We start from the raw sequence: 21,368 nt of genomic DNA on the forward strand, positions 1-21,368 counted from the left end.
AACTATCCTTACTCAACTTGTTGCGCCATATCATTTAATGTTGGTATCTGTTTGATTAACCCTTGTTGCTGCATAAATTTCGCCATCTGTTGATAACGATGTTGATCCAAAGCTCGAGGACTTAAACTTAGACGAGGCATAGTTTCCTGCCATGCGCGACGATTTAATTCATTATCTAATTCATTCGCTTTATAACTCACAAACGCTTGCCAAGCGTCTTGGTTATGGTTGATGAGATAAACGGTGGCTTGTTCTAATGCACTGATAAATGCTGAAATTTTGCTGCGATATTGAGGATCAGCTAACTGTTTTTTATTCGCTAACAAAATCAATTCATCATAAATTGGTACACCGTGTTCTTCTGGATAAAAGGCAACACCTTGCTGATGTTCAAGGGCAAGTTGATTCAACTCAAAGTTTCGGAAAGCGCCAATCACCGCATCTACTTGTCCACTAATCAAAGAAGGCGATAATGACCAATTCACATTAATCGGTTCGACATCTTTTAAGCTTAAACCAACCGATTTCAACATTGTGCCAAGTAAGGCTTCCTCAAACCCACTCACTGAATACCCTACTTTTTTGCCTTTTAGATCAGCTAAAGATTGGATACTACTCTGCTTTAATACCACCAAACTATTGAGCGGTGTAGCAATTAATGTTCCTACTCGCACTAGCGGTAACCCTTGATCAATATCCATAAGTAATTGTGGTTGATACCCTACTGCTAAATCGCTTTTTCCAGCAGCTACTAATTTTGCTGGTAATGAGGGATCTGCTGGTTCAACAATCTCAACCTCTAATCCATTTGCTTTAAAAAAGCCTTTTTGTTGTGCCACAATCAATGCAGCATGATCAGGATTAACAAACCAATCTAGTTGTAAAGTTAATTTTTGTAGCTTATCTGCTGCTGCATTTAGGTGAAATGCCAAGGCAACGAGCGCCGTTAAGAATAGTGATTTTTTCATCATATTGTCCTTTATTGTGTTTATGAAAGATCTAAGCCCATCTGCCAAAACGCAATTTCCATTCGAGTGGCAGTAGTAAAAATGTGTTGGATTTTTTGTAATTGTGTTGCTGAAACTGATTCACAAAGTTGATCCAGAAAACGACTGGCTGCTTGTGCCACGTTCTGAAACTCATCACAAGCATAAGTGTCAATCCAGGATTGGTAGGGATTATTGGCTGGACTCATTTTATTTTGTGCAATATGTTGCCCAATTTGAGCATAGCCTAAAATACAAGGTGCAATGGCTGCATATAGTTCCGCTAATGTTCCTTGTGCGCCACAATCGAGTACATAACGAGAATAAGCGATACACGCAGCTGACTCTGGTGTTTGTTGTAACTCTTCTAAACTCACGTGCCATTCTTCACAATACGCAATATGTGTCTTTACCTCTGTTAAAATCGCTTGTAAATCATGGCTAATCGCTGTTAATGCAGAAAAGTTATCGCATTTATACATAGCCAACGCTAAAGCACGGCTGTAATGCAACAAATAATGGTAATCTTGTTTAAGATAATGTTGAAAACATGGTTTAGCTAATGTTCCTGTTGCCAGTTGTTGCACAAAACGATGTTCAACATAATCTTGCCAATAAGGTGCGGCATTTTGTATTAGTTGCTGGGTAATCGACATAATTTCCTCACAATAATTAACGTAATTGGTTTGCCCAAGGGAGAAAGTAACGCAACAATTTGTCGGTTAAGAAAAAGAACAGTAATGTGATAAACATCAACACAAACAACGCTGCAAACATTAAATCCACCTGCATTCGAGCATTGGCGTGTAACATTAAATAGCCCAAACCTTGATTAGAACCTACCCATTCGCCAATCACGGCACCAATCGGTGCTATGGTGACGGCAATTCGTAATCCAGATGCTAATGAAGGTAATGCCGCCGGCAAACGTACTCGCCATAAAATTTGTAATGGCGTGGCACTCATGGTTTTACTGAGTTCTAACCAGGTTGTTGGCGTATTGCGTAAACCGTCATAACAAGCTGCTGTCACTGGAAAATAAATAATCAAAATCGTCATTGCGATTTTTGAAGCCATTCCGTAACCAAACCAAAGCACTAATAAAGGGGCAATCGCAAATACTGGAATCGCTTGAGAAACAATTAATAAAGGTAATAACAAAGAGGAAAGCCAATTAGACAAGGAGAGCAATAAAGCGGAAAGTAACCCTAATAAAAAACCTAAGCAAAGCCCTAATAAAATTTCCAATAAAGTCACTTGAATATGTGCCAATAGTAAGGCAGTTTTTGATTGCAGTTGATCCAATACATCAATTGGTTTGGGTAACATATAGTGGGGTAAATCAAAAACAACCACTGTGGCTTGCCATAACAACAAAAGTGAACAGGACAATAAAAGCGATTTAATCAAAGAAGAAAAATGCTGCATTTATCATTCTCCTTGCTGTAATTGGCATAATAAGTGTTGATGTAATTGCCAAAATTCTGCTTGTTCTGGAGAACGTATTGTTGGCGTAATTGGCGGCGTTAATACCACTTGTCCTGACTGCTTTTGCAACACAAAAATCTGATCACAAAGCATTAATGCTTCTTGCGGATCATGGGTAATCAATAGTACCGTTTTGTTTGCTAATAATTGACGGGATAAGGTTTGCAGTTGTAATCGAGTCACTACATCTAACGCTGAAAAAGGCTCATCCATTAATACAATTTCGGCTGACTGCATTAATGTTCTCGCTAAGGCAACTCGTTGGCGTTGCCCTCCAGAAAGCTGATAACACGCCTTATCTCGATATTCCAACATATTGACTGCTTGCAGCAGTGTTTCCGCTTGTGCATAACTGGCTTTATTTTTGCGTCCCTGTAAATGCTGGATTAATTGCACATTCTCAATCACCGATAACCAAGGAAACAACCCATCATTTTGTGCCATAAAAGCAACTTGTTGTGTTTGTTTGTCTGTCTGTTGAAAAACAATTTCACCTGATTGAATTGAATCTTGCTCTAAACCAGCAATCACACGCAATAAGGTAGATTTACCTACCCCAGAACGCCCTAAAATTGCTGTCCAGTCGCCTTGCTTCAAACAAAAATTAAAATCAACAAACAACGCTTTCTTATCAAAAGCGAGGTTTAAGTGGCGAATTTGCACTGCGTTCATCGCTAGATCCACAATTAACAACGATCTAGATTACACACAAAGAAAATAGAATGGGTAAGAAAAATAGAAATAAATGAAGATATTTGAACTGTTTGCATAATTAGTTTCCTACGTCAGTGTTAACTGTATCAGGTTCACGGGTATTATCTCAGCTGCTCAGCAGCACCCCGACTAACGCTGTTTAATGTACAAGGAAACTTTAGAAAATACAACTTAAAATAGAGGAAAAACAGAATATAACTTTAGATTATATCTAATCAATTTAATTTACTTGTAATCTCTAATACCTATGCTAATTTAGCAGCCTTTTTGATTTTTTAGGAACAATTTATGCAATCTTTAATAATTCTTGATGGCGGTATGGGTCGTGAATTGCATCGCCGTAATGCACCTTTTCGTCAACCAGAATGGTCTGCCTTAGCGTTAATGGAAACACCAGATATTGTCCGTGATGTTCATGTAGACTATATCAACGCTGGTGCTAATGTGATTACAACCAATAGCTATGCGGTTGTGCCTTTCCATATTGGAGAACGTTTTTATCAACAAGGTGAACAACTTGCCGCTCGGGCAGGAAAAATAGCACAACAAGCCGTACAACAAAGTGGCAAATCTGTATTAATCGCTGGCTCATTACCACCTCTATTTGGCTCTTATCATCCCGATCTATTTAATCCAGAACAGGCAGAAACGCTTGCGAAGCCATTAATTCAAGGGTTATCTCCCTATGTTGATATTTGGTTAGCCGAAACACAAAGCAGCATTATTGAAATGCAGACTTGGCGCAAATTATTAGGCGATGATCCTCGTCCATTCTGGAGCTCTTTTACTTTAGATGATTCCGCTATGCAAACCGAACCTAAATTACGTTCTGGAGAATTAGTTGTAGATGCAGTAAAACAAGCCTTAGCATTAAAAGCGACCACGATTTCGTTTAATTGTAGCCAAATTGAAGTTATGGAAGCTGCATTACGCCAAGCAAAAACAGTTATCGATCAACAACCATACCCAGTTAATCTTGGTGTTTATGCCAACGCCTTTGAGCCACAACCAGAAGAGATGCAAGCGGCTAACGAAGCGATTGATGAAATTCGTCAAGATAGTACCCCAGAAAACTATCTATTTTGGGCTAAGAAATGGCGGGCTATTGGCGCTAATGTCATTGGTGGTTGTTGTGGTATTGGTCCTGAACATATTGCACAACTTGCCCAACACTTACGTTAATGGAGATAGTATGACAACAGCAAAAATCGGACTTTCTGCATTAACTGCATTAGTGATTAGTTCTATGATCGGTTCTGGTATTTTCAGCTTACCGCAAAATATGGCTGCTGTTGCAGGTTCCCAAGCCTTATTAATTGGTTGGCTAATTACTGGTGTGGGTATTATTTTCTTAGGCCTTTCATTTGCTTGTTTAGCGTCTTTACGTCCTGAATTAGATGGTGGTGTCTATGGCTATGCTCGAGCAGGATTCGGCGAATTAATGGGTTTTCTCTCTGCTTGGGGATACTGGCTTTGTACCACGATTGGAATTGTTGGTTATCTCGTGGTTGCCTTTGAAGCATTAGGTACATTTACTGATCAGTCTGACATTCTTATTTTTGGTAAAGGTAATACTTTATGGTCATTTATTGGTGCTTCTTGTATCGCTTGGTTAGTCTATGCTTTAGTCGCCAAAGGAATTAAAGAAGCTGCTGGTGTGAATTTAATTGCAACTATCGTTAAGGTTTTTCCATTACTGCTCTTTATTGGATTAGCCATTTACTTCTTTGACAGCCAACGTTTTTTTGCTGATTGGCAAGGACAAGGCATCATCACTGATGACCAACAACCTGCTACCTTAATTGATCAAGTTAAGAATACGATGTTAATTACCTTATGGGTTTTTACAGGTATTGAAGGTGCAGCCGTTTTATCTAAACACGCGCAACGAAGAAGTGATATCGGTCGAGCAACAGTTATCGGTGTCGTGATTACCCTATTAATGTATGTCGCAATTACGTTACTTTCTCAAGGTATCTTACCTCGTGCAGAAATCGCAGAAATGCCGAATCCATCAATGGCAGGCATCCTTACTTCAATGGTGGGTAATTGGGGAAAAGTGCTAATCACCTTTTGTTTAATTGTTTCTGTTTTATCCTCTTATTTAAGTTGGACATTATATGCTACTGAAATCCCACATTTAGGGGCTAAAAATGGTGTCTTTCCGCCTTCATTTACTAAACTAAATCAACATAATGTGCCTCACTTTTCCCTACTATTTACAACACTCACCGTACAACTCTGTTTATTTTTAGTTTGGAAAACGGGAAACAGCTACGAAACACTTCTGCTAATTTCCACCTCAATGATATTAATCCCTTATCTATTGGTCGGTGGCTTCTTATTAAAATATGCACTACAACACAACCTTCATTGGCGCTATAAACTTGTTGGAGGTATCGCTACTCTCTACGCGACATGGATTGTTTACGCTGCTGGAATTGAATACTTACTACTCTCTGTTCTCCTTTATTTACCAGGCGTATTACTATTTTTATATTCACAACGCAAATTCTCAGGTAAATGGCAATTACGAGGGTATGAAAAGATAGTATTGTTACTATTAATCATCCTAGCTATCCCAGCATTTTTGCAACAAATTGCGTTCTAACTACAAAAATGTCACTTCATTTAGATAGTGACATTTTTATAGATAAAATAACCCTTAGACCGCTGCTAACATACCACCATCAACAAACAACAGATGGCCATTGACAAAATCAGAGGCTTTTGAAGAAAGAAATACTGCTGCGCCAATTAATTCATCAGGATCCCCCCAACGATTAGCAGGTGTTCTTTGGCATAACCATTGAGTGAATTGCTGGTTTTCGACTAATGCTTTTGTCATTTCAGTCTTAAAATAACCAGGGGCAATACCATTTACTTGGATGTTGTATCGCGCTAGTTCGACACACGCGCCTCGTGTAATCATTTTTACTGCACCTTTAGAGGCGGCATACGGTGTAATCGTATCTCGACCTAATTCACTCTGCATCGAGCCAATATTGATAATCTTCCCAGCTTTACGCTCAACCATATATTTCCCTACCGCTTGAATCATTAAAAACACGGCTTTTTGGTTAGTGTTAATCACACTATCCCAATCTTGTTCAGGGAATTCTAGAATTGGATGGCGGCGTTGAATTCCAGCATTGTTGATTAAAATATCAATAGGACCAATTTGCTGCTCTATCATTGCAATGCTCTTTTCAATTTCTGCTTTATTCGTCACATCAAAAGGCACTGCATGAGCTTTAAAGCCTTTTTCCTTTAAGGTATTTGCCGCTGTTATTGCCCGTTCCGCATTTGTTCCATTAATAATAATTTCTGCGCCATACTCCGCTAAGCCTGTCGCCAATAAAAATCCAATCCCTCTTGTTGATCCTGTGATTAGCGTTCTTTTTCCTTTTAAATCAAAAAGATCTTTCATAGTTATTCCCCAAATGTTAATTGCACTTTAATCGCTTTACTTTTATCCCCTGCTGTTTGTAATGCTTCTTCTGCATCTTTATATGAAAATTCGTGAGATAACAGTGGTAATGGATTGATTAAACCTTGCTCTAACCAACGTACCGCCACTTCAAATTCGTTGGTAAACCGGAAAGCTCCACGATAAGTCAATTCTTTCGCTAAAAACTTAGTTACTGGGATTGGTGCATCACCTTTTGCCATACCAATTTGTACAATCGTTCCTGTTGCTTTTGTTGCATCAATGGCAAAATGAATTGCACTTATTGCTCCTGAAGCTTCAAAGCTCACATCAAAATAACCTTTATCTGCAAAATATTCGTCATGATTATCTAACGGATTAATCGCTGAAGTTGCTCCCATTTTTATTGCACTTTCACGGCAAGATTCTTGAATATCAGAAGAGACAATTTCAATCGCTCCAGCTTGTTTACAAGCTGCAACAACTAAAGAGCCGATAGGGCCTGCTCCTGAAACTAATACTCGTTTACCTACAAGCGATCCCGCTTGATTAACAGCATGAATTGCAACCGCTAAAGGTTCTGCAAAAACCATTACTTTGCTTGGTATTTCATTGTTATATGGAATAACTTGATCATCTCTCACTACTACATACTCAGAAAAACCACCATCCACATGAGGATTTAGCATTGCACTACCAAAAAAACGCATATTTAGACATTGATTTGATTTACCACTTAAACAGTACTTACATTGTAAACATGGCTTACTTGGATTAACTGCAACCGTTTGTTTATTTTCAGGTAAAATACCAACAACTTCATGTCCTAGAATCATTGGGTGCTGTAAACTGAAATTACCAATTCCACCATGATTATAATAATGAATATCTGAACCACATATACCGCCACGTACAATTTTCACAATAATATCATTGTTATATATAGGTTTTATCTCTGTTGTAGTAACCTGAATTTGATGTGCACCAGACACTTTTATACATTTTGATTGAAGATGTTGCGTCATTTTTTACCTCTCTTTATAATTTAATGCAACCGTTTGCATTAAAGTAGTGTTTTTAAATTTAACTTTCAATCATAATTTGTTCAAACTGTGATCAATTTCAAAAAAAGAATAAATTCAGATAGAATACGAGCGATTATGATCTCTTTTACATGACACTATTTTTATATGAGAAAACGCACCACTATTGATGATATTGCGAAAGCTTTGGGTATCAATAAATCTACTGTTTCTAGGGCAATGAATAACCCTTCCCTCGTATCCACAGAAATGCGAGAAAAAATTGAAAGAATGTGCAGGAAAATGAACTATATTCCTAATAGTATTGCCAAATCCTTAGCCTCTTCTTCCACCAATTCCATTGTGTTATTAATTCCTTCTTTTAGTAATGATGTATTTAAAGAAGTGATTGATGGCGTAAAAGAGATTTGTGATCAATACAATTACAACTTATTAATCAGTGATTTTTCTTATACTCCCCTTGAAGAGCAACGCATTATTGAGAAATATCTACAACAAAATGTTGATGGGTTTATTCTTACCGAAACTTTTCATACGCAAAAAACCAAAGATCTATTACAGATGGCTAATATTCCTGCTGTGGAGTTAATGAATATTTATGAAAACCCTAATTTTTTAGCCAATATTGGTATTAACCAATATGCCGCAGCAGAATATCTCATTAAATTTTTAATTGAAGAAAAACAACGTAAACATATCGCACTCTGTTCTTCTTGGTTAGATAGTCGGGCGTTATTAAGAAAAATGGCGTGGGAAGATGTTTTAGCCCATTATCAACTTTCACTTGATCGCCACTTCACCTTAAAAGAGAGAACCTCTTTTGTGAGTGGTGCTGAAGCATTAATTGAAATTCTTTATCAATGGCCAGACACCGATGCAATTTTCTTTGTTAATGATGATATTGCGGCAGGTGCCATTATGGAATGTTCGCGCCGAGGAATTAAAGTTGGCAAAGATTTAGATATTGTTGGTTTTAATGATCTTGATTTTGCAAAAGTTCTTAACCCAAGTTTAACCACAATTTCCACACCTCGTTTTGAAATTGGTAAATTAGGTGCACAAACTTTGATCCAATTTTTATCTGGGCAAACACCAGAACATCAAACGATTGAATTACCGTTTAAATTTATGCGTCGTCAAAGTGCTTAATTTTTTGATTATTAGAAACTAAGGTAGAACCTATTTCAGTTCTACCCCTACTTTGATTAGCGATTTTCTCGTGCAAATGCCGCAGCTTCTGCAATCAGATCTTCATCAGGACGAATCCCAGTATAAAGTTCAAATTGTTCTACTGCTTGCAATACTGCCACTTCTGCACCAGAAATAATTTGTTTACCTTGTTGGCGTGCTAACTGAACAAATGGTGTTTCTACAGGTAAAGCCACCACATCAAACGCTACTTGTGCTTGTTCAATAAAACTTTCAGCGAAAGGCAAACTAAACTCTTCTTTTCCACCTTTCATCCCAATTGGGGTCACATTCACTAAAATATCTGCTGCTTTTTCTAAGGTTGAAACATAAGTATAACCGTATAAATTTGCTAAATAACACCCTGTTTCGCTGTTACGCGCATATACAACAACATGCTCAAATCCACTATTTTTAAACGCTGCGACTACCGCTTTCGCCATTCCGCCACTGCCATGCACAATTACAGAACTCTTCTTATCTAATTGATATTTCTCAATTAATTTTACAATAGCAATATAATCTGTATTGTATGCTTTCAAATACCCGTCTGTATTCACAATCGTATTCACCGATTCAATCGCTTTGGCTGATGTCGAAATTTCATCTAAAAATGGCATACAGCTCTCTTTAAACGGCATAGATACCGCACAACCACGAATACCTAAAGCACGCACACCTTTGACTGCATGTTCTATATCTTGGGTGGTAAATGCCTTATAAATAAAATTTAAGCCTAATTTTTGGTACAAATAGTTATGAAAACGTGTACCAAAATTACCTGGTCGTCCTGCCAAAGAAATACACAATGTTGTATCTTTATTAATCATCTGATTATCCTTATTACTCGTTTATACCTAAATACGCACGCTATTATTTTAGGATAAAAATTTTAACACTACTCGCTTCACTAATATGATTATTTATCCAGCACTTCACCAGATTTACTGCTTATTAATGCTATAATTCGACAAAACACCAATAAATACGCGAATCACAAGGATTTTTTCATGGATTTTTCAGAAATATTAGATGGTTTAAATGATCGTCAGCGTGAAGCTGTGGCTGCACCCTTAGGCAATTATTTAGTGCTTGCTGGTGCAGGAAGCGGGAAAACACGTGTTTTGACTTATCGTATTGCTTGGTTAATCGGTGTAGAAAACATAAGCCAAAACTCAATTATGGCGGTAACCTTTACCAATAAAGCTGCTGCAGAAATGCGACATCGTATTGAATCGTTATTAAAGGATCAATTACAACCTCCCTTTGGTATGTGGGTAGGCACATTCCATAGCCTGGCACACCGTTTATTACGCCGTCATGCCCTCGACGCGGGTTTACCACAAGATTTCCAAATCCTTGATTCTGAAGATCAATTACGTTTAATTAAACGCTTAATTAAATCTTATAGTATTGATGAAGGTTTATACCCACCAAAACAGGCGTGTTGGTTTATCAATAACAAAAAAGACTTAGGTCTCCGACCAGAGCAAATTGAGGCTAAAGACACAGAATCCCGTAAGTGGGTAGAAATTTATAAAATTTACCAAGATGCGTGTGATCGTGCAGGATTGGTCGATTTTGCCGAATTATTACTACGTACTTATGAATTATGGTTGAAAAAACCTTTGATTTTGCAACGTTATCAACAACGTTTCCAACATATTTTGGTCGATGAATTCCAAGATACCAATAATATCCAATATGCGTGGGTGAAATTATTAGCAGGAAAAACCGGTAAAGTAATGATTGTCGGCGATGATGATCAATCTATCTATGGTTGGCGTGGTGCACAAATTGAAAATATTCACCGTTTCCTAGCCGATTATCAGGCCCAAACTATCCGCTTAGAACAAAACTACCGCTCAACTGAAAATATTTTGCAATCAGCTAACGTACTAATTGCAAATAACGAGGAGCGCTTAGGTAAAAATCTATGGACTGAGGGAAATAAAGGCGAACCAGTTGGCATTTATCAAGCCTTTAATGAATTAGATGAAGCTCGTTTTGTTACATCCCAAATTAAACAATGGGTTGATGAGGGTGGCAGTTACGATCAATGTGCCATTTTATATCGCAGCAACCGTCAATCTCGGGTGTTAGAAGAAGCCCTCTTACAAGCAGGTTTACCTTATCGAATTTATGGTGGTTTACGCTTTTTTGAACGCCAAGAAATAAAAGATGCATTAGGATACCTACGTTTAATTGCCAATCGACAAGATGATGTGGCATTTGAACGCGTTATCAATACCCCAACACGAGGAATTGGTGATCGTACCGTCGAAATACTACGCCAAATCGCACGTCAAAATACGATTACTCTTTGGCAGGCAGCCCATTTAGCTATCGAGGAGAAATTAGTACAAGGTCGCGCCTCGTCCGCCCTGTTGCGTTTTATTGAATTAATTAATGCCTTAACCTCTGATACGGAACAGATGTCATTGGCAGAACAAACAGAATTTGTGATTAAACATTCTGGCTTACATGAGATGTATAAGAATGAAAAAGGCGAAAAAGGTGAAGTTCGTTTAGAAAACTTAGAAGAGTTAGTGTTCGCAACTAGAGATTTCCAAAAACCTGATGAAGCAGAAGAGATGAGTGATTTACTGGCATTTCTTACTCACGCCTCTCTTGAAGCAGGTGAAGGACAAGCTGCACCGCATCAAGCCTGTATTGATTTAATGACATTACATTCATCAAAAGGCTTAGAGTTTGATCGTGTCTTTATTGTTGGTATGGAAGAAGGGCTGTTCCCAAGTGGTGTATCAGCTAATGAAATCGGCGGATTAGAAGAAGAACGCCGTCTAGCTTATGTTGGCATCACCCGTGCAAAGAAAAAATTAACCCTCTGTTATGCTGAACAACGTCGTATTTATTCTCAAGAAGAAAAACGTATAGTTTCTCGTTTTATCAATGAGTTACCTAAAGAAAATATTCAAGAGATCCGTTTACGTGGTACAGTAACAAGAGCAATCAATCGCGAAGCTGTTGGTTCAACAAAACCTTTATTAGCAAATCAAGATTGGAAGTTAGGTCAAAAGGTAAAACACGCTAAGTTTGGTTATGGTACGGTGATCAATGTAGAAGGAAGCGATCAAAATGTTCGCCTACAAATTGCATTCCAAAATCAAGGCGTTAAATGGTTGATCGCTAAACTCGCTAACTTAGAAAAATTGTGATCTTTTGCGATCCATATGAAACTTTTTGCATTATAATATGTCCAAGCACCCGTTCCAGAAATACGGTTTTTTACATTAAATAGTAACTGTGTTATAACTGTAACGAATTTTTTAATTAAGAAGGTAATAATGACAAAAGAAATGCAAAGCATGATGCTTGTTCCACAAGGTAGTTTAGAAGCTTATATCCGCGCAGCAAACGAATATCCGATGCTGACCGCAGAAGAAGAAAAGGAGCTTGCAGAACGTTTGTATTACCATCAAGATGTTGATGCAGCTAAAAAATTAGTTTTATCTCACTTACGTTTTGTAATTCATATCGCACATGGCTATTCAGGTTACGGTTTACCTCAAGCAGACTTAATCCAAGAAGGTAATATTGGTTTAATGAAAGCGGTAAAACGTTTTAATCCTGAAGTTGGTGTGCGTCTTGTTTCATTTGCTGTCCATTGGATTAAAGCTGAAATTCATGAATATGTTTTACGTAACTGGCGTATTGTGAAAGTTGCAACAACCAAAGCACAACGCAAACTCTTCTTTAATCTACGTAAAACAAAACAACGTTTAGGTTGGTTTAATGCGAACGAAGTAGATATGGTCGCAAATGAGTTAGGTGTCTCTGCTGAAGATGTACAAGAGATGGAATCTCGTATGAGCGGTATTGATATGGCTTATGATTTGCCTACTGATGATACTGAAGAAACTTATGCGCCAGCACTTTATCTAGAAGATAAAGGTTCTAACTTTGCTGCGGACCTAGAAGAAGAAAACTTTGAAAGCCAAGCAACAGAACAATTAAGTGAAGCATTAGAGCAGCTAGACGATAGAAGTCGTCATATTATTCAAACTCGTTGGTTAGATGAAAATAAAGCGACCTTACAAGAGTTAGCTGATCACTATGGTGTTTCCGCAGAACGAATTAGACAGCTAGAAAATAACGCATTGAAAAAATTAAGAAATGCAGTAACTTTCTAAGCAAAATCCACTAAAGCTACCCCCCCCCTGATAACCTCGCATTTGTTACTTAACGATGTGAGGTTATTTTTTTCTACAAAATTTTTCTCTTGTCATCATTCTGTCATATTTGCTGTTTAAACTGCTCAGCGTAGAAAGTTAATTCACTCAATCAGGAGAAAAATATGCTATCTAAAGTGCTTAAACAACTCGCTGTTTTAGCAGTTTCATTACCTATCCTCTCTCAAGCCAATGCAGCTGAAATTACTGGTGCAGGTGCATCTTTCCCTTATCCAATTTATGCAAAATGGGCTGGTTTATACGAAAAAGAAACTGGTAACAAAGTTAATTATCAATCTATCGGTTCAGGTGGCGGACAACAACAAATTATTGCAAAAACCATTGATTTTGGTGCTTCAGATGACCCAATGAAACCAGAAGCATTAAACGAACATCAATTACTACAATTCCCAGCCATCATCGGTGGTACCGTGCCTGTGGTGAATATTCCTGAAGTGAAAGCTGGCGAATTGAAACTCTCTGGTGCGGTTATTGCGGATATTTTCCTAGGCAAAATTACTAAATGGAATGACCCTGCCATTGCTGCATTAAACGAAGGTAAAAAATTACCAGAGAAAAATATTCTCGTCGTGCGCCGTTCTGACGGTTCTGGTACAACATTCGGTTGGACAAATTACTTATCTAAAGTGTCACCAGAATGGAAAGAAAAAGTAGGACAAGGTAAATCAGTAAAATGGCCTGTCGGACAAGGTGGTAAAGGTAACGAAGGCGTTGCTGCTTACGTGAAACAATTAAAATACTCTATCGGTTATGTGGAATACGCGTATGCAAAACAAAACCAATTAGCGTGGGTATCATTACAAAATGCCGCAGGCAAATTTGTACAACCTTCTCGTGATAGCTTTATGGCTGCCGCAGCAAATGCAGATTGGGATAGTGCACCAGGTATGGGTGTTGTTCTAACTAATGAACCAGGCGATCAATCTTGGCCAATTACTGCTGCTAGCTTCATCTTATTACACAAAAATGCAGTGAATGCAGAAAATACCAAAAATGTGTTTAAGTTCTTCGATTGGGCATTTAAAAACGGTAAAGATGCCGCTTTAGAACTTGATTATGTTCCTCTTCCAGACAGCGTTGTTACACAAATCAAAGCACGCTGGAGTGCAGATGTAAAAGATTCACAAGGAAAATCACTTTACTAATTCAGTATAGATTTAAATCTAAGACTGTGAACTAGGATAGCTCACAGTCTTTACTACATCGAGATCAATACGATGCATAAAATAGATAATAAATGTCTTAATCACGCTTGGATGGAAAAGGCTTTTAAACATACAACTCGCTTTTTTGCTTTATTTGTATTTGCCGTATTAAGTGCCATCCTAATTTCATTAATTGTGGGAAGCTGGGACTCTATCAGTCAATTCAATCTGGCATTTCTATGGACTAACGATTGGGATCCCGTACAAGAAAAATATGGTGCGTTAGTACCGATTATCGGTACATTAATTTCTGCTGGCATTGCGCTTTTCATTGCCGTCCCAATCTCGTTCGGTATTGCAACTTTCTTAACTGAACTCTCCCCTGAATGGCTAAAACGTCCTATCGGAACTGCGGTCGAAATGCTTGCTGCAATTCCCTCTATTATTTATGGCATGTGGGGATTATTCGTATTTGTACCGTTATTCCAAGAATACCTTCAACCTTACTTAATTGAATGTCTAGGTGATATTCCACTAGTAGGATTACTGTTTGCAGGTGCACCATTCGGTATTGGTTTGTTCACTGCTGGTTTAGTGCTCGGCATTATGATTATTCCTTTTATTGCTTCTGTAATGCGTGATGTATTTAGCGTCGTGCCACCCATGTTAAAAGAGTCCGCTTATGGCCTAGGCTCAACAACATGGGAAGTGGTATGGAAAGTGGTTTTACCTTACACCAAAAGTGGGGTAATCGGCAGTATTATGCTTGGGCTTGGCCGTGCGTTAGGTGAGACCATGGCAGTTACCTTTGTCATTGGTAACGCTTTCCAACTTCCAGACTCTATTTTTGCACCTTCGACTTCTATCGCCTCTGCAATCGCTAATGAATTTAATGAAGCTGGGGGATTACAAAAATCAGCGTTAATGGAATTAGGCTTAATTTTATTCCTCATCACCACCTTAGTTTTAGCTGCCGCTCGTTTGTTAGTAATGCGAATGGCAAAACATGAGGGCAGAAAATAATGAAACAGCATCAAAATCAACGTTTCTATTGGCGTAAAACCAAAAACCAATTTATGTTAGGTTTAGCTTATTTAGCAGTTGTGTTTGGTTTATTTTGGCTGATCTGGATTCTCGCTACTTTAGTTCTAAAAGGGATTCCGGCTTTATCGTTAGAACTGTTCCTAAAACCAACACCTGCACCGAATGAATCAGGCGGTTTAATTAATGCCTTAATTGGTTCTATTTTAATGGTAGCTGTTGCTACTTTTATTGCGACCCCCGTTGGGATCCTCGCGGGGACCTATCTCAGCGAATATGGTCGTTACACCCGCTTAGCGAAAATTACACGCTTTTTAAATGATATTTTATTATCCGCACCTTCGATCATTATTGGTCTATTTATCTATGCCATTTATGTATCACATGTAAAACATTTCTCTGGTTGGGCAGGATCATTAGCCTTAGCGATGTTAGTAATTCCGGTGGTAGTAAGAACCACAGACAGTATGCTGAATTTAGTGCCGAATAACTTACGAGAAGCAGCAGCGGCACTTGGCTGCCCGCAATGGCGAGTAATTACTATGGTGTGTTATCGTGCTGCACGTTCAGGAATTTTAACTGGTGTTCTCCTCTCGGTTGCACGTATTTCAGGTGAAACTGCACCGCTACTCTTTACCGCATTGTCGAATCAATTTACCTCATTTGATATGAATGCCCCAATGGCAAACTTACCTGTCGTAATTTACCAATATGCAGCAAGCCCATTTGAAGATTGGAACAATTTGGCTTGGGCTGGCGCAACCTTAATTACATTGTTCGTCTTGTCATTAAATATCATTACGCGTACCTGCTCAAAGAAACATAATAAACAAGGATAATAACCAATGAACCGATTACCAAATCATATTGAAGCAAAGCTCACTATCAATAACCTTAATTTTTACTATGGTGATTTCCACGCACTAAAAAATATCAATATGCAAATTGCCAAAAATAAAGTCACCGCATTTATCGGCCCTTCTGGTTGTGGCAAATCAACATTATTGCGGACATTTAACCGTATGTTTGAGCTATATCCAAAACAATATGCAACAGGGGAAATTAATCTCGATAATGAAAATCTCCTCATGTCTGATATTGATATTGCGATTATCCGTTCTAAAGTCGGTATGGTTTTCCAAAAACCAACACCTTTCCCAATGTCGATTTATGATAACGTTGCCTTTGGGATTCGCCTTTTTGAAAAATTACCAAAATCAGAATTAAATGATCGTGTTGAATGGGCATTAACCAAAGCGGCGCTCTGGAATGAAGTAAAAGATAAATTAAATCAAAGTGGCGATAGCTTATCTGGCGGACAACAACAACGCCTTTGTATTGCACGTGGCATTGCAGTAAAACCAGAAGTATTGTTACTTGATGAGCCTTGCTCTGCGCTTGATCCTATTTCTACAATGAAAATTGAGGAACTTATTACCGAGCTAAAACACGATTATACCGTTGCGATTGTTACCCATAATATGCAACAAGCAGCACGTTGTTCAGATTACACTGCTTATATGTATCTGGGTGAATTAGTTGAGTTTGATGAAACGCAGAAAATCTTCGATAAACCAAAATATCAACGGACAGAAGATTACATTAAAGGTAAAATGGGTTAGTTTTGCAGCATTTTAGACGAATATAATCACCTAACCTTTTGATCTTAAGAGAAAAATATGGCTGGAAAAATTTTAGTTGTGGAAGATGAACGTGCAATCCGTGAAATGATTGCACTGTATTTACTCAAACAACAATATGAAGTAATTGAGGCAGAAGATTACCAAAGTGCCGTGAATAAAATGGCAGAAAAACCAGAATTAATCTTATTAGATTGGATGTTGCCCGGTCGCCCGGGCATTATGTTTATTGATTATCTCAAGAAGCAAGAAGAAACCGCCAAGATTCCAATTATTATGCTTACCGCACGTAGTGCCGAAGAAGATTGTATTACGTGTTTAAATGCTGGTGCAGATGATTACATTACCAAACCTTTCTCACCAAAGATCCTGCTAGCACGTATCGAAGCATTGTGGCGGCGTAGTTATGATCCACCAAGCCATTTAGTTAGTATGGATAATCTGTTACTGGATGAGCAATCGCAACGAGTAACTGTGGATAATCACTTAGTTGAACTGAGTGCCACTGAATATCGATTATTACATTTCTTTATGACGCACCCTGAAAAAGTCTATTCTCGGGAACAGCTCCTCGATTTTATTTGGGGAAATGATATTTACGTTGAAGATCGTACCGTAGATTCTTATATTCGCCGTTTACGCCGTAGTTTAGAACCTTATCAATGTGATCGTTACCTACAAACGGTACGCGGTTTTGGTTATCGTTTTTCAAACCACTTTCAGGATTAAGCTATGAAGCTAAATATTTCGCTTAAACATCTTATTGTTGAAATTATATTAATTAGTCTAGCCGCGTTTTTATTTAGCCTTTTTTCTGAAAATTTCCTATTTTGGTTATTAATTTTCCTCGTTCTGTTACTGATCTGGCATCATTACAATGAATATCGTCTATTAGAATTATTAAATCCGAATAAGCCTACTAAACAGCTAAAAGCCCTCACCACAATAGAACATATTTCGCGTACAGCAGCTTACTATAACCAAACTTCACGCCGAGAAAAGGTAAAAACATTACGCTTACTCTCCAAATTAAATAAAAATATCCAATATCTGCCTGATGCCATCATTATTTGCGAACATAACGGTGATATTTCTTGGTGCAATCAGATGGCTCAAGAGATGTTTGAATTTGTCTGGGATAAAAAGAATGAGAAAAATATTTTTAAAGTCATTTTCTATCCTGAATTTAAACACTATTTCCGTCAGCCACGTTTAAGCAAGCGTAATCGTCCTTTGGTATTACTCACCCATAATAAACGCTATATCGAATTTAATCTGAATAGTTATGACAGTGAATCTTATCTGATTGTCGCTCGTGATGTAACCTCATTTATCCGCTTAATGCATTCACGGCAAACATTCCTATCTAATATGAATCACGAACTACGTACCCCATTAACTGTGCTACAAGGCTATTTAGAAATGCTAGATGGCGATCTTGATAATCCTCAACTACAACAAAAAGCCATTCAAGCCATGAAAGAACAGAGCCAACGGATGGCGAATTTATTACAACAATTAAGCCTACTGGCTAAAATTGAAAATATTAATAATGCTGAACACGAGTTAGTCGATCTTTCTCAACTAGTGCTATCGTTCCAAAAAAATACCGACATAATTAACCATGCTCAACAGCACATTATTTTCTCGGTTACGCCTGACATTAAAATGATGGGAGATGAACATCAATTACAAAGTGCGGTATCTAACCTGATCTACAATGCGCTTCGTCACGCTGGCGATCAGGCAACTATCGAAATTAGTTTGCACCCTTGTAAGCAAGGCGTTCGCTTTAGTGTGAAAGATAATGGAATCGGGATTGAACCCCAACATCTTGCTCACTTAACAGAACGTTTTTATCGTGTAGATGAATCTCGCAGTAACAAAACAGGCGGCAGCGGTTTAGGATTAGCAATTGTTAAACACGCTCTAGAACAGCACCATACCGTATTAAAAATTAATAGTGAAATTGGTAAAGGCAGCGAGTTTTCATTCATTATTAAATCTGATTTATTGGTTACTAATCAAGATTAAACCAACCGAAATAACAGGTACTGATTCGACAAAGCGCTTAATACAGACTAGCCAAAAATCACTGATCTAGCATATTCATAAAACAGTTTCCCTCTTCAGGCTTGAAGAGGGGCTAGGGGAGATGCAGTCCTTGATAGTTTTTTTCTAAGATAATAAATCCACCTTACGCACTAGCTCAGCTAAATTTTTCGCTTTCATCTTCTCCATAATATGCGAGCGATGGACTTCAACAGTACGCACTGCAATATTTAACTCTTCTGCTATCTGTTTATTAATTTTGCCATTCAGCACTAAGGCTAAAACCTCTTTTTCTTTTTCGCTTAGCTGTTGGTAGCATTGTTCAATTAAATATTGTTGATAGCGTTTTTCACTACGTTCAATCGCTGTATCCAGTGCAACTTTTAATTGATCAAAAGCAACAGGTTTCTGTAGGAAATCAACTGCTCCTGCTTTTAACTCATTTACCGCCATTTGAACGTCAGCAAACGCAGTCATAATAATAACTTGCAACAAACTATTTTGTTGTTTCAATAAACGGTGCACTTGTCGTCCATCTAAGTGTGGCATACGCATATCTAATAACACTACTCCTGGCTCAAACAGGTCAATCTGTTCGATAAATGTTTTACTGTCTGACCAACTTACGACATCATAACCTGCCTGCGTTAACATAAATGTTGCCGCATCTAAGATTGTTGGATCATCATCAACAACATGCACTTTCATTATTGTTTCTCCAAGGGTAATTCTAAAACCACTACAGCGCCCTTTTTATCTTGACGATTATGAAAATGAATATCGCCAGACATAGAATGCATCAATCGCTGACATAAGGTTAGGCCTAATCCGAGTCCCTCTTTTTTTCGGCTTCTAAATGGCACAAAAGGGAATTCTAATTCAGCATCAGAAAACCCGATACCATTATCAATCAGTGTAATTTGTATTTGAGCCTGCCGCTCCGCAACGTTAACGACAATTTTATCCGCTTGTGCTTGTAAGGCATTTAATAAACAGTTACAGATAACTTGTTCTAACATTGTCTTTTTTATTTTAACTTGCCATTTTTGCCGACAAATTAATCTAATCTTCGCTTGTGCTCCGTAATGTTTATTCACAAAGTCGATTGCTTTTTCAAGATGTAGTTTTAATTCCAATAGCTGAATCTCTTCATCTTCTTTCTCTTTCACCCATCCTGTCAAATTACGCATAATTTGCCGACTACGATCAACTTGTGTTTGAATTTTATCAAGGATTTCTAATTCTTTTTTTGCGTCAGATCGTTGTTTTAATTGATGTTTCAATCCTTCGCTATACATTCCTATTGCGGTTAATGGTTGGTTAATTTCGTGGGCAATTCCTGCGCTCATTTCACCTAAAATACTTAATCGATCTGCTTTCATTAATTGGCGTTCATACAAACGCATTTCATGATGGGCTTGGGTTAACGCTTTACTTTTTCGATGAACTTGATATGTAATCCACAAATAATTCAATAAGATAAATAACAGTCCTGCCAATAACTGCCACTTATGTTGCACCAACCAATATTTAACATCTTGCCATAAACTCTGCTGTTGAGGGTGACGATAAAGATTACGCAGAATATTGTCTGCTTGTTGATCTGAATAAGGAGCATTCCATTGCGGTAAATCTACCGGGATATCCCCCAGTAAAATCGTCATTAATTTTTTTACTAACGATTCTGGCACTTGTGGCATCGCCGCTAATGACCAGTTAGGTAATAGATCGGTACTTGACCAACATCCAATATCATTAGTACGTGATGCTAATACACGAAAATCACGGATATCCACTTTGCCTTCTGCGGCTAAATCTTCCAAAATACAAACAGGTGCAATCGCACCATCAACCTTGCCCTGTTGTAACCACAGCACGGTGTTATCCGCAGGAAAGCCACTAAACCGGAAAAAGATGTCCTGATTTTCTTCCAGTCCTGCTTGATATAACACATTATAACCAAGCAAAAAACCACCAAAGGCATTAGCACCGACTGCACTTAAGGTTTTCCCTTTTAAATCTGTGAGCTGATGATACGGGCTATCAGCTTTAACTAAAATAGCACTACCTACTTTGCCACTTTCCGAATGTTTTTGTCTTGGTGACTGCAAGGTAGCTAACCAGCGCACTGTACTATTATTCAGATAAAAGAATTGTGATTGATTGGTTAACACAAAATCGACATTTTTTGCTTTATCTTTTGATAGTTCGTCCAGTTGCAAAGGGACTAATTGAAAATGCTGTTGTGGTAATTGTTGATTTAACCAATCAATCCATGGTTGCCATTGTTGCGAAGCATAACTTTCGCCACGTTGTGCTAACACCCCGATTTTCCAATTTTCCGCCATCACCAATTGAGGAATTACCGCCAATAGCACTAAGCTAAAACGGCAAATTGCTGCTAACTTTCGCAAAATCTCCTCCTGT

General features: G+C 38.0%; 20 protein-coding genes and 1 riboswitch. Of the genes, 11 read left to right on the forward strand and 9 right to left on the reverse strand.

From position 1 onward, the window contains the following. Positions 1-8: 8 nt before the first annotated feature. Genes PF272_RS12405 through PF272_RS12420 form a run of 4 tightly spaced genes read right to left on the reverse strand, consistent with a single transcriptional unit; the run spans position 9 to position 3,146 of the window. Positions 9-968, reverse strand: a complete 960-nt coding sequence (locus tag PF272_RS12405) for an ABC transporter substrate-binding protein (RefSeq protein ID WP_271143022.1) — start codon at positions 966-968, stop codon at positions 9-11. Between the two features lie 20 nt (positions 969-988). After that, the gene (tenA, locus tag PF272_RS12410) at positions 989-1,642 is read right to left on the reverse strand and encodes a thiaminase II (RefSeq protein ID WP_271142999.1); all 654 of its coding nucleotides are present in this window, start codon (positions 1,640-1,642) and stop codon (positions 989-991) included. Between the two features lie 16 nt (positions 1,643-1,658). Then, positions 1,659-2,414, reverse strand: a complete 756-nt coding sequence (locus tag PF272_RS12415; protein ID WP_271143000.1) for an ABC transporter permease — start codon at positions 2,412-2,414, stop codon at positions 1,659-1,661. Between the two features lie 3 nt (positions 2,415-2,417). Then, positions 2,418-3,146, reverse strand: coding sequence for an ABC transporter ATP-binding protein (locus tag PF272_RS12420; RefSeq protein ID WP_271143001.1), 729 nt, complete (start codon positions 3,144-3,146; stop codon positions 2,418-2,420). Positions 3,147-3,234: 88 nt separating this feature from the next. Next, a riboswitch (TPP riboswitch) is annotated at positions 3,235-3,326 on the reverse strand. Between the two features lie 150 nt (positions 3,327-3,476). On the opposite strand from PF272_RS12420, the gene PF272_RS12425 reads away from it, so the two are divergent. Together PF272_RS12425 and PF272_RS12430 are read left to right on the forward strand one after the other, a co-directional pair. After that, positions 3,477-4,370, forward strand: a complete 894-nt coding sequence (locus tag PF272_RS12425) for a homocysteine S-methyltransferase family protein (protein WP_271143002.1) — start codon at positions 3,477-3,479, stop codon at positions 4,368-4,370. A 10-nt stretch (positions 4,371-4,380) separates the two neighbouring features. Then, on the forward strand, positions 4,381-5,799 hold the full coding sequence (locus PF272_RS12430; protein WP_271143003.1) for a basic amino acid/polyamine antiporter: 1,419 nt from the start codon (positions 4,381-4,383) through the stop codon (positions 5,797-5,799). Positions 5,800-5,853: 54 nt separating this feature from the next. On the opposite strand, the gene idnO is transcribed toward PF272_RS12430, so the two are convergent. Together idnO and idnD are read right to left on the reverse strand one after the other, a co-directional pair. Further along, a complete protein-coding gene (gene idnO, locus PF272_RS12435) occupies positions 5,854-6,618 on the reverse strand; it encodes a gluconate 5-dehydrogenase (protein ID WP_271143004.1) in 765 nt (254 codons plus the stop codon). Between the two features lie 2 nt (positions 6,619-6,620). Next, positions 6,621-7,643 (reverse strand): L-idonate 5-dehydrogenase, encoded by a 1,023-nt coding sequence (gene idnD / locus PF272_RS12440; RefSeq protein WP_271143005.1) that lies wholly within the window; start codon positions 7,641-7,643, stop codon positions 6,621-6,623. Positions 7,644-7,808: 165 nt separating this feature from the next. On the opposite strand from idnD, the gene PF272_RS12445 reads away from it, so the two are divergent. Continuing rightward, positions 7,809-8,810, forward strand: coding sequence for a LacI family DNA-binding transcriptional regulator (locus tag PF272_RS12445; RefSeq protein WP_065238976.1), 1,002 nt, complete (start codon positions 7,809-7,811; stop codon positions 8,808-8,810). 56 nt (positions 8,811-8,866) lie between these two features. Here the strand turns inward: PF272_RS12445 and PF272_RS12450 are convergent, their stop codons facing one another. Beyond that, entirely contained in the window at positions 8,867-9,679 is an 813-nt protein-coding gene (locus PF272_RS12450; protein WP_271143006.1) for a shikimate 5-dehydrogenase, read from the reverse strand. Positions 9,680-9,859: 180 nt separating this feature from the next. Here PF272_RS12450 and uvrD point away from each other — a divergent pair, with 180 nt between their 5' ends. The 8 genes from uvrD to phoR all read left to right on the forward strand — a co-directional run bounded on the left by uvrD (position 9,860) and on the right by phoR (position 18,923). After that, positions 9,860-12,028 carry a DNA helicase II gene (gene uvrD, locus PF272_RS12455; RefSeq protein ID WP_271143007.1) on the forward strand — a complete coding sequence of 723 codons (2,169 nt, stop codon included), beginning with the start codon at positions 9,860-9,862 and terminating at the stop codon, positions 12,026-12,028. Positions 12,029-12,157: 129 nt separating this feature from the next. Beyond that, positions 12,158-13,003 carry an RNA polymerase sigma factor RpoH gene (rpoH, locus tag PF272_RS12460; protein ID WP_271143008.1) on the forward strand — a complete coding sequence of 282 codons (846 nt, stop codon included), beginning with the start codon at positions 12,158-12,160 and terminating at the stop codon, positions 13,001-13,003. 164 nt (positions 13,004-13,167) lie between these two features. Then, the gene (gene pstS, locus PF272_RS12465; RefSeq protein ID WP_271143009.1) at positions 13,168-14,208 is read left to right on the forward strand and encodes a phosphate ABC transporter substrate-binding protein PstS; all 1,041 of its coding nucleotides are present in this window, start codon (positions 13,168-13,170) and stop codon (positions 14,206-14,208) included. A 72-nt stretch (positions 14,209-14,280) separates the two neighbouring features. Then, positions 14,281-15,231 carry a phosphate ABC transporter permease subunit PstC gene (pstC, locus tag PF272_RS12470; protein WP_065235172.1) on the forward strand — a complete coding sequence of 317 codons (951 nt, stop codon included), beginning with the start codon at positions 14,281-14,283 and terminating at the stop codon, positions 15,229-15,231. Continuing rightward, the gene (gene pstA, locus PF272_RS12475; protein ID WP_271143010.1) at positions 15,231-16,088 is read left to right on the forward strand and encodes a phosphate ABC transporter permease PstA; all 858 of its coding nucleotides are present in this window, start codon (positions 15,231-15,233) and stop codon (positions 16,086-16,088) included. The genes pstC and pstA overlap by 1 nt, the downstream gene beginning before the upstream one ends. A gap of 6 nt (positions 16,089-16,094) precedes the next feature. Continuing rightward, positions 16,095-16,871, forward strand: coding sequence for a phosphate ABC transporter ATP-binding protein PstB (gene pstB, locus PF272_RS12480; RefSeq protein ID WP_271143011.1), 777 nt, complete (start codon positions 16,095-16,097; stop codon positions 16,869-16,871). Positions 16,872-16,928: 57 nt separating this feature from the next. Then, positions 16,929-17,618 (forward strand): phosphate regulon transcriptional regulator PhoB, encoded by a 690-nt coding sequence (gene phoB / locus PF272_RS12485; protein WP_065235169.1) that lies wholly within the window; start codon positions 16,929-16,931, stop codon positions 17,616-17,618. Positions 17,619-17,621: 3 nt separating this feature from the next. Then, entirely contained in the window at positions 17,622-18,923 is a 1,302-nt protein-coding gene (phoR, locus tag PF272_RS12490; protein ID WP_271143012.1) for a phosphate regulon sensor histidine kinase PhoR, read from the forward strand. A 144-nt stretch (positions 18,924-19,067) separates the two neighbouring features. Here the strand turns inward: phoR and PF272_RS12495 are convergent, their stop codons facing one another. Together PF272_RS12495 and PF272_RS12500 are read right to left on the reverse strand one after the other, a co-directional pair. Continuing rightward, positions 19,068-19,649, reverse strand: coding sequence for a response regulator (locus PF272_RS12495; protein WP_271143013.1), 582 nt, complete (start codon positions 19,647-19,649; stop codon positions 19,068-19,070). Next, positions 19,649-21,355: a sensor histidine kinase gene (locus tag PF272_RS12500; protein ID WP_271143014.1), complete on the reverse strand. Its 1,707-nt coding sequence runs from the start codon at positions 21,353-21,355 to the stop codon at positions 19,649-19,651. The genes PF272_RS12495 and PF272_RS12500 overlap by 1 nt, the downstream gene beginning before the upstream one ends. Between the last annotated feature and the right edge of the window lie 13 nt (positions 21,356-21,368).

This window comes from Gallibacterium faecale, from assembly GCF_027920745.1.
Taxonomy (GTDB): Bacteria; Pseudomonadota; Gammaproteobacteria; order Enterobacterales; family Pasteurellaceae; genus Gallibacterium; species Gallibacterium faecale.

Coding starts and splice junctions, on each gene's coding strand:
- PF272_RS12405 (WP_271143022.1), bottom strand. CDS start 968: ATGAAAAAATCACTATTCTTAACGGCGCTCGTTGCCTTGGCATTTCAC.
- tenA (WP_271142999.1), bottom strand. CDS start 1,642: ATGTCGATTACCCAGCAACTAATACAAAATGCCGCACCTTATTGGCAA.
- PF272_RS12415 (WP_271143000.1), bottom strand. CDS start 2,414: ATGCAGCATTTTTCTTCTTTGATTAAATCGCTTTTATTGTCCTGTTCA.
- PF272_RS12420 (WP_271143001.1), bottom strand. CDS start 3,146: ATGAACGCAGTGCAAATTCGCCACTTAAACCTCGCTTTTGATAAGAAA.
- PF272_RS12425 (WP_271143002.1), top strand. CDS start 3,477: ATGCAATCTTTAATAATTCTTGATGGCGGTATGGGTCGTGAATTGCAT.
- PF272_RS12430 (WP_271143003.1), top strand. CDS start 4,381: ATGACAACAGCAAAAATCGGACTTTCTGCATTAACTGCATTAGTGATT.
- idnO (WP_271143004.1), bottom strand. CDS start 6,618: ATGAAAGATCTTTTTGATTTAAAAGGAAAAAGAACGCTAATCACAGGA.
- idnD (WP_271143005.1), bottom strand. CDS start 7,643: ATGACGCAACATCTTCAATCAAAATGTATAAAAGTGTCTGGTGCACAT.
- PF272_RS12445 (WP_065238976.1), top strand. CDS start 7,809: ATGAGAAAACGCACCACTATTGATGATATTGCGAAAGCTTTGGGTATC.
- PF272_RS12450 (WP_271143006.1), bottom strand. CDS start 9,679: ATGATTAATAAAGATACAACATTGTGTATTTCTTTGGCAGGACGACCA.
- uvrD (WP_271143007.1), top strand. CDS start 9,860: ATGGATTTTTCAGAAATATTAGATGGTTTAAATGATCGTCAGCGTGAA.
- rpoH (WP_271143008.1), top strand. CDS start 12,158: ATGACAAAAGAAATGCAAAGCATGATGCTTGTTCCACAAGGTAGTTTA.
- pstS (WP_271143009.1), top strand. CDS start 13,168: ATGCTATCTAAAGTGCTTAAACAACTCGCTGTTTTAGCAGTTTCATTA.
- pstC (WP_065235172.1), top strand. CDS start 14,281: ATGCATAAAATAGATAATAAATGTCTTAATCACGCTTGGATGGAAAAG.
- pstA (WP_271143010.1), top strand. CDS start 15,231: ATGAAACAGCATCAAAATCAACGTTTCTATTGGCGTAAAACCAAAAAC.
- pstB (WP_271143011.1), top strand. CDS start 16,095: ATGAACCGATTACCAAATCATATTGAAGCAAAGCTCACTATCAATAAC.
- phoB (WP_065235169.1), top strand. CDS start 16,929: ATGGCTGGAAAAATTTTAGTTGTGGAAGATGAACGTGCAATCCGTGAA.
- phoR (WP_271143012.1), top strand. CDS start 17,622: ATGAAGCTAAATATTTCGCTTAAACATCTTATTGTTGAAATTATATTA.
- PF272_RS12495 (WP_271143013.1), bottom strand. CDS start 19,649: ATGAAAGTGCATGTTGTTGATGATGATCCAACAATCTTAGATGCGGCA.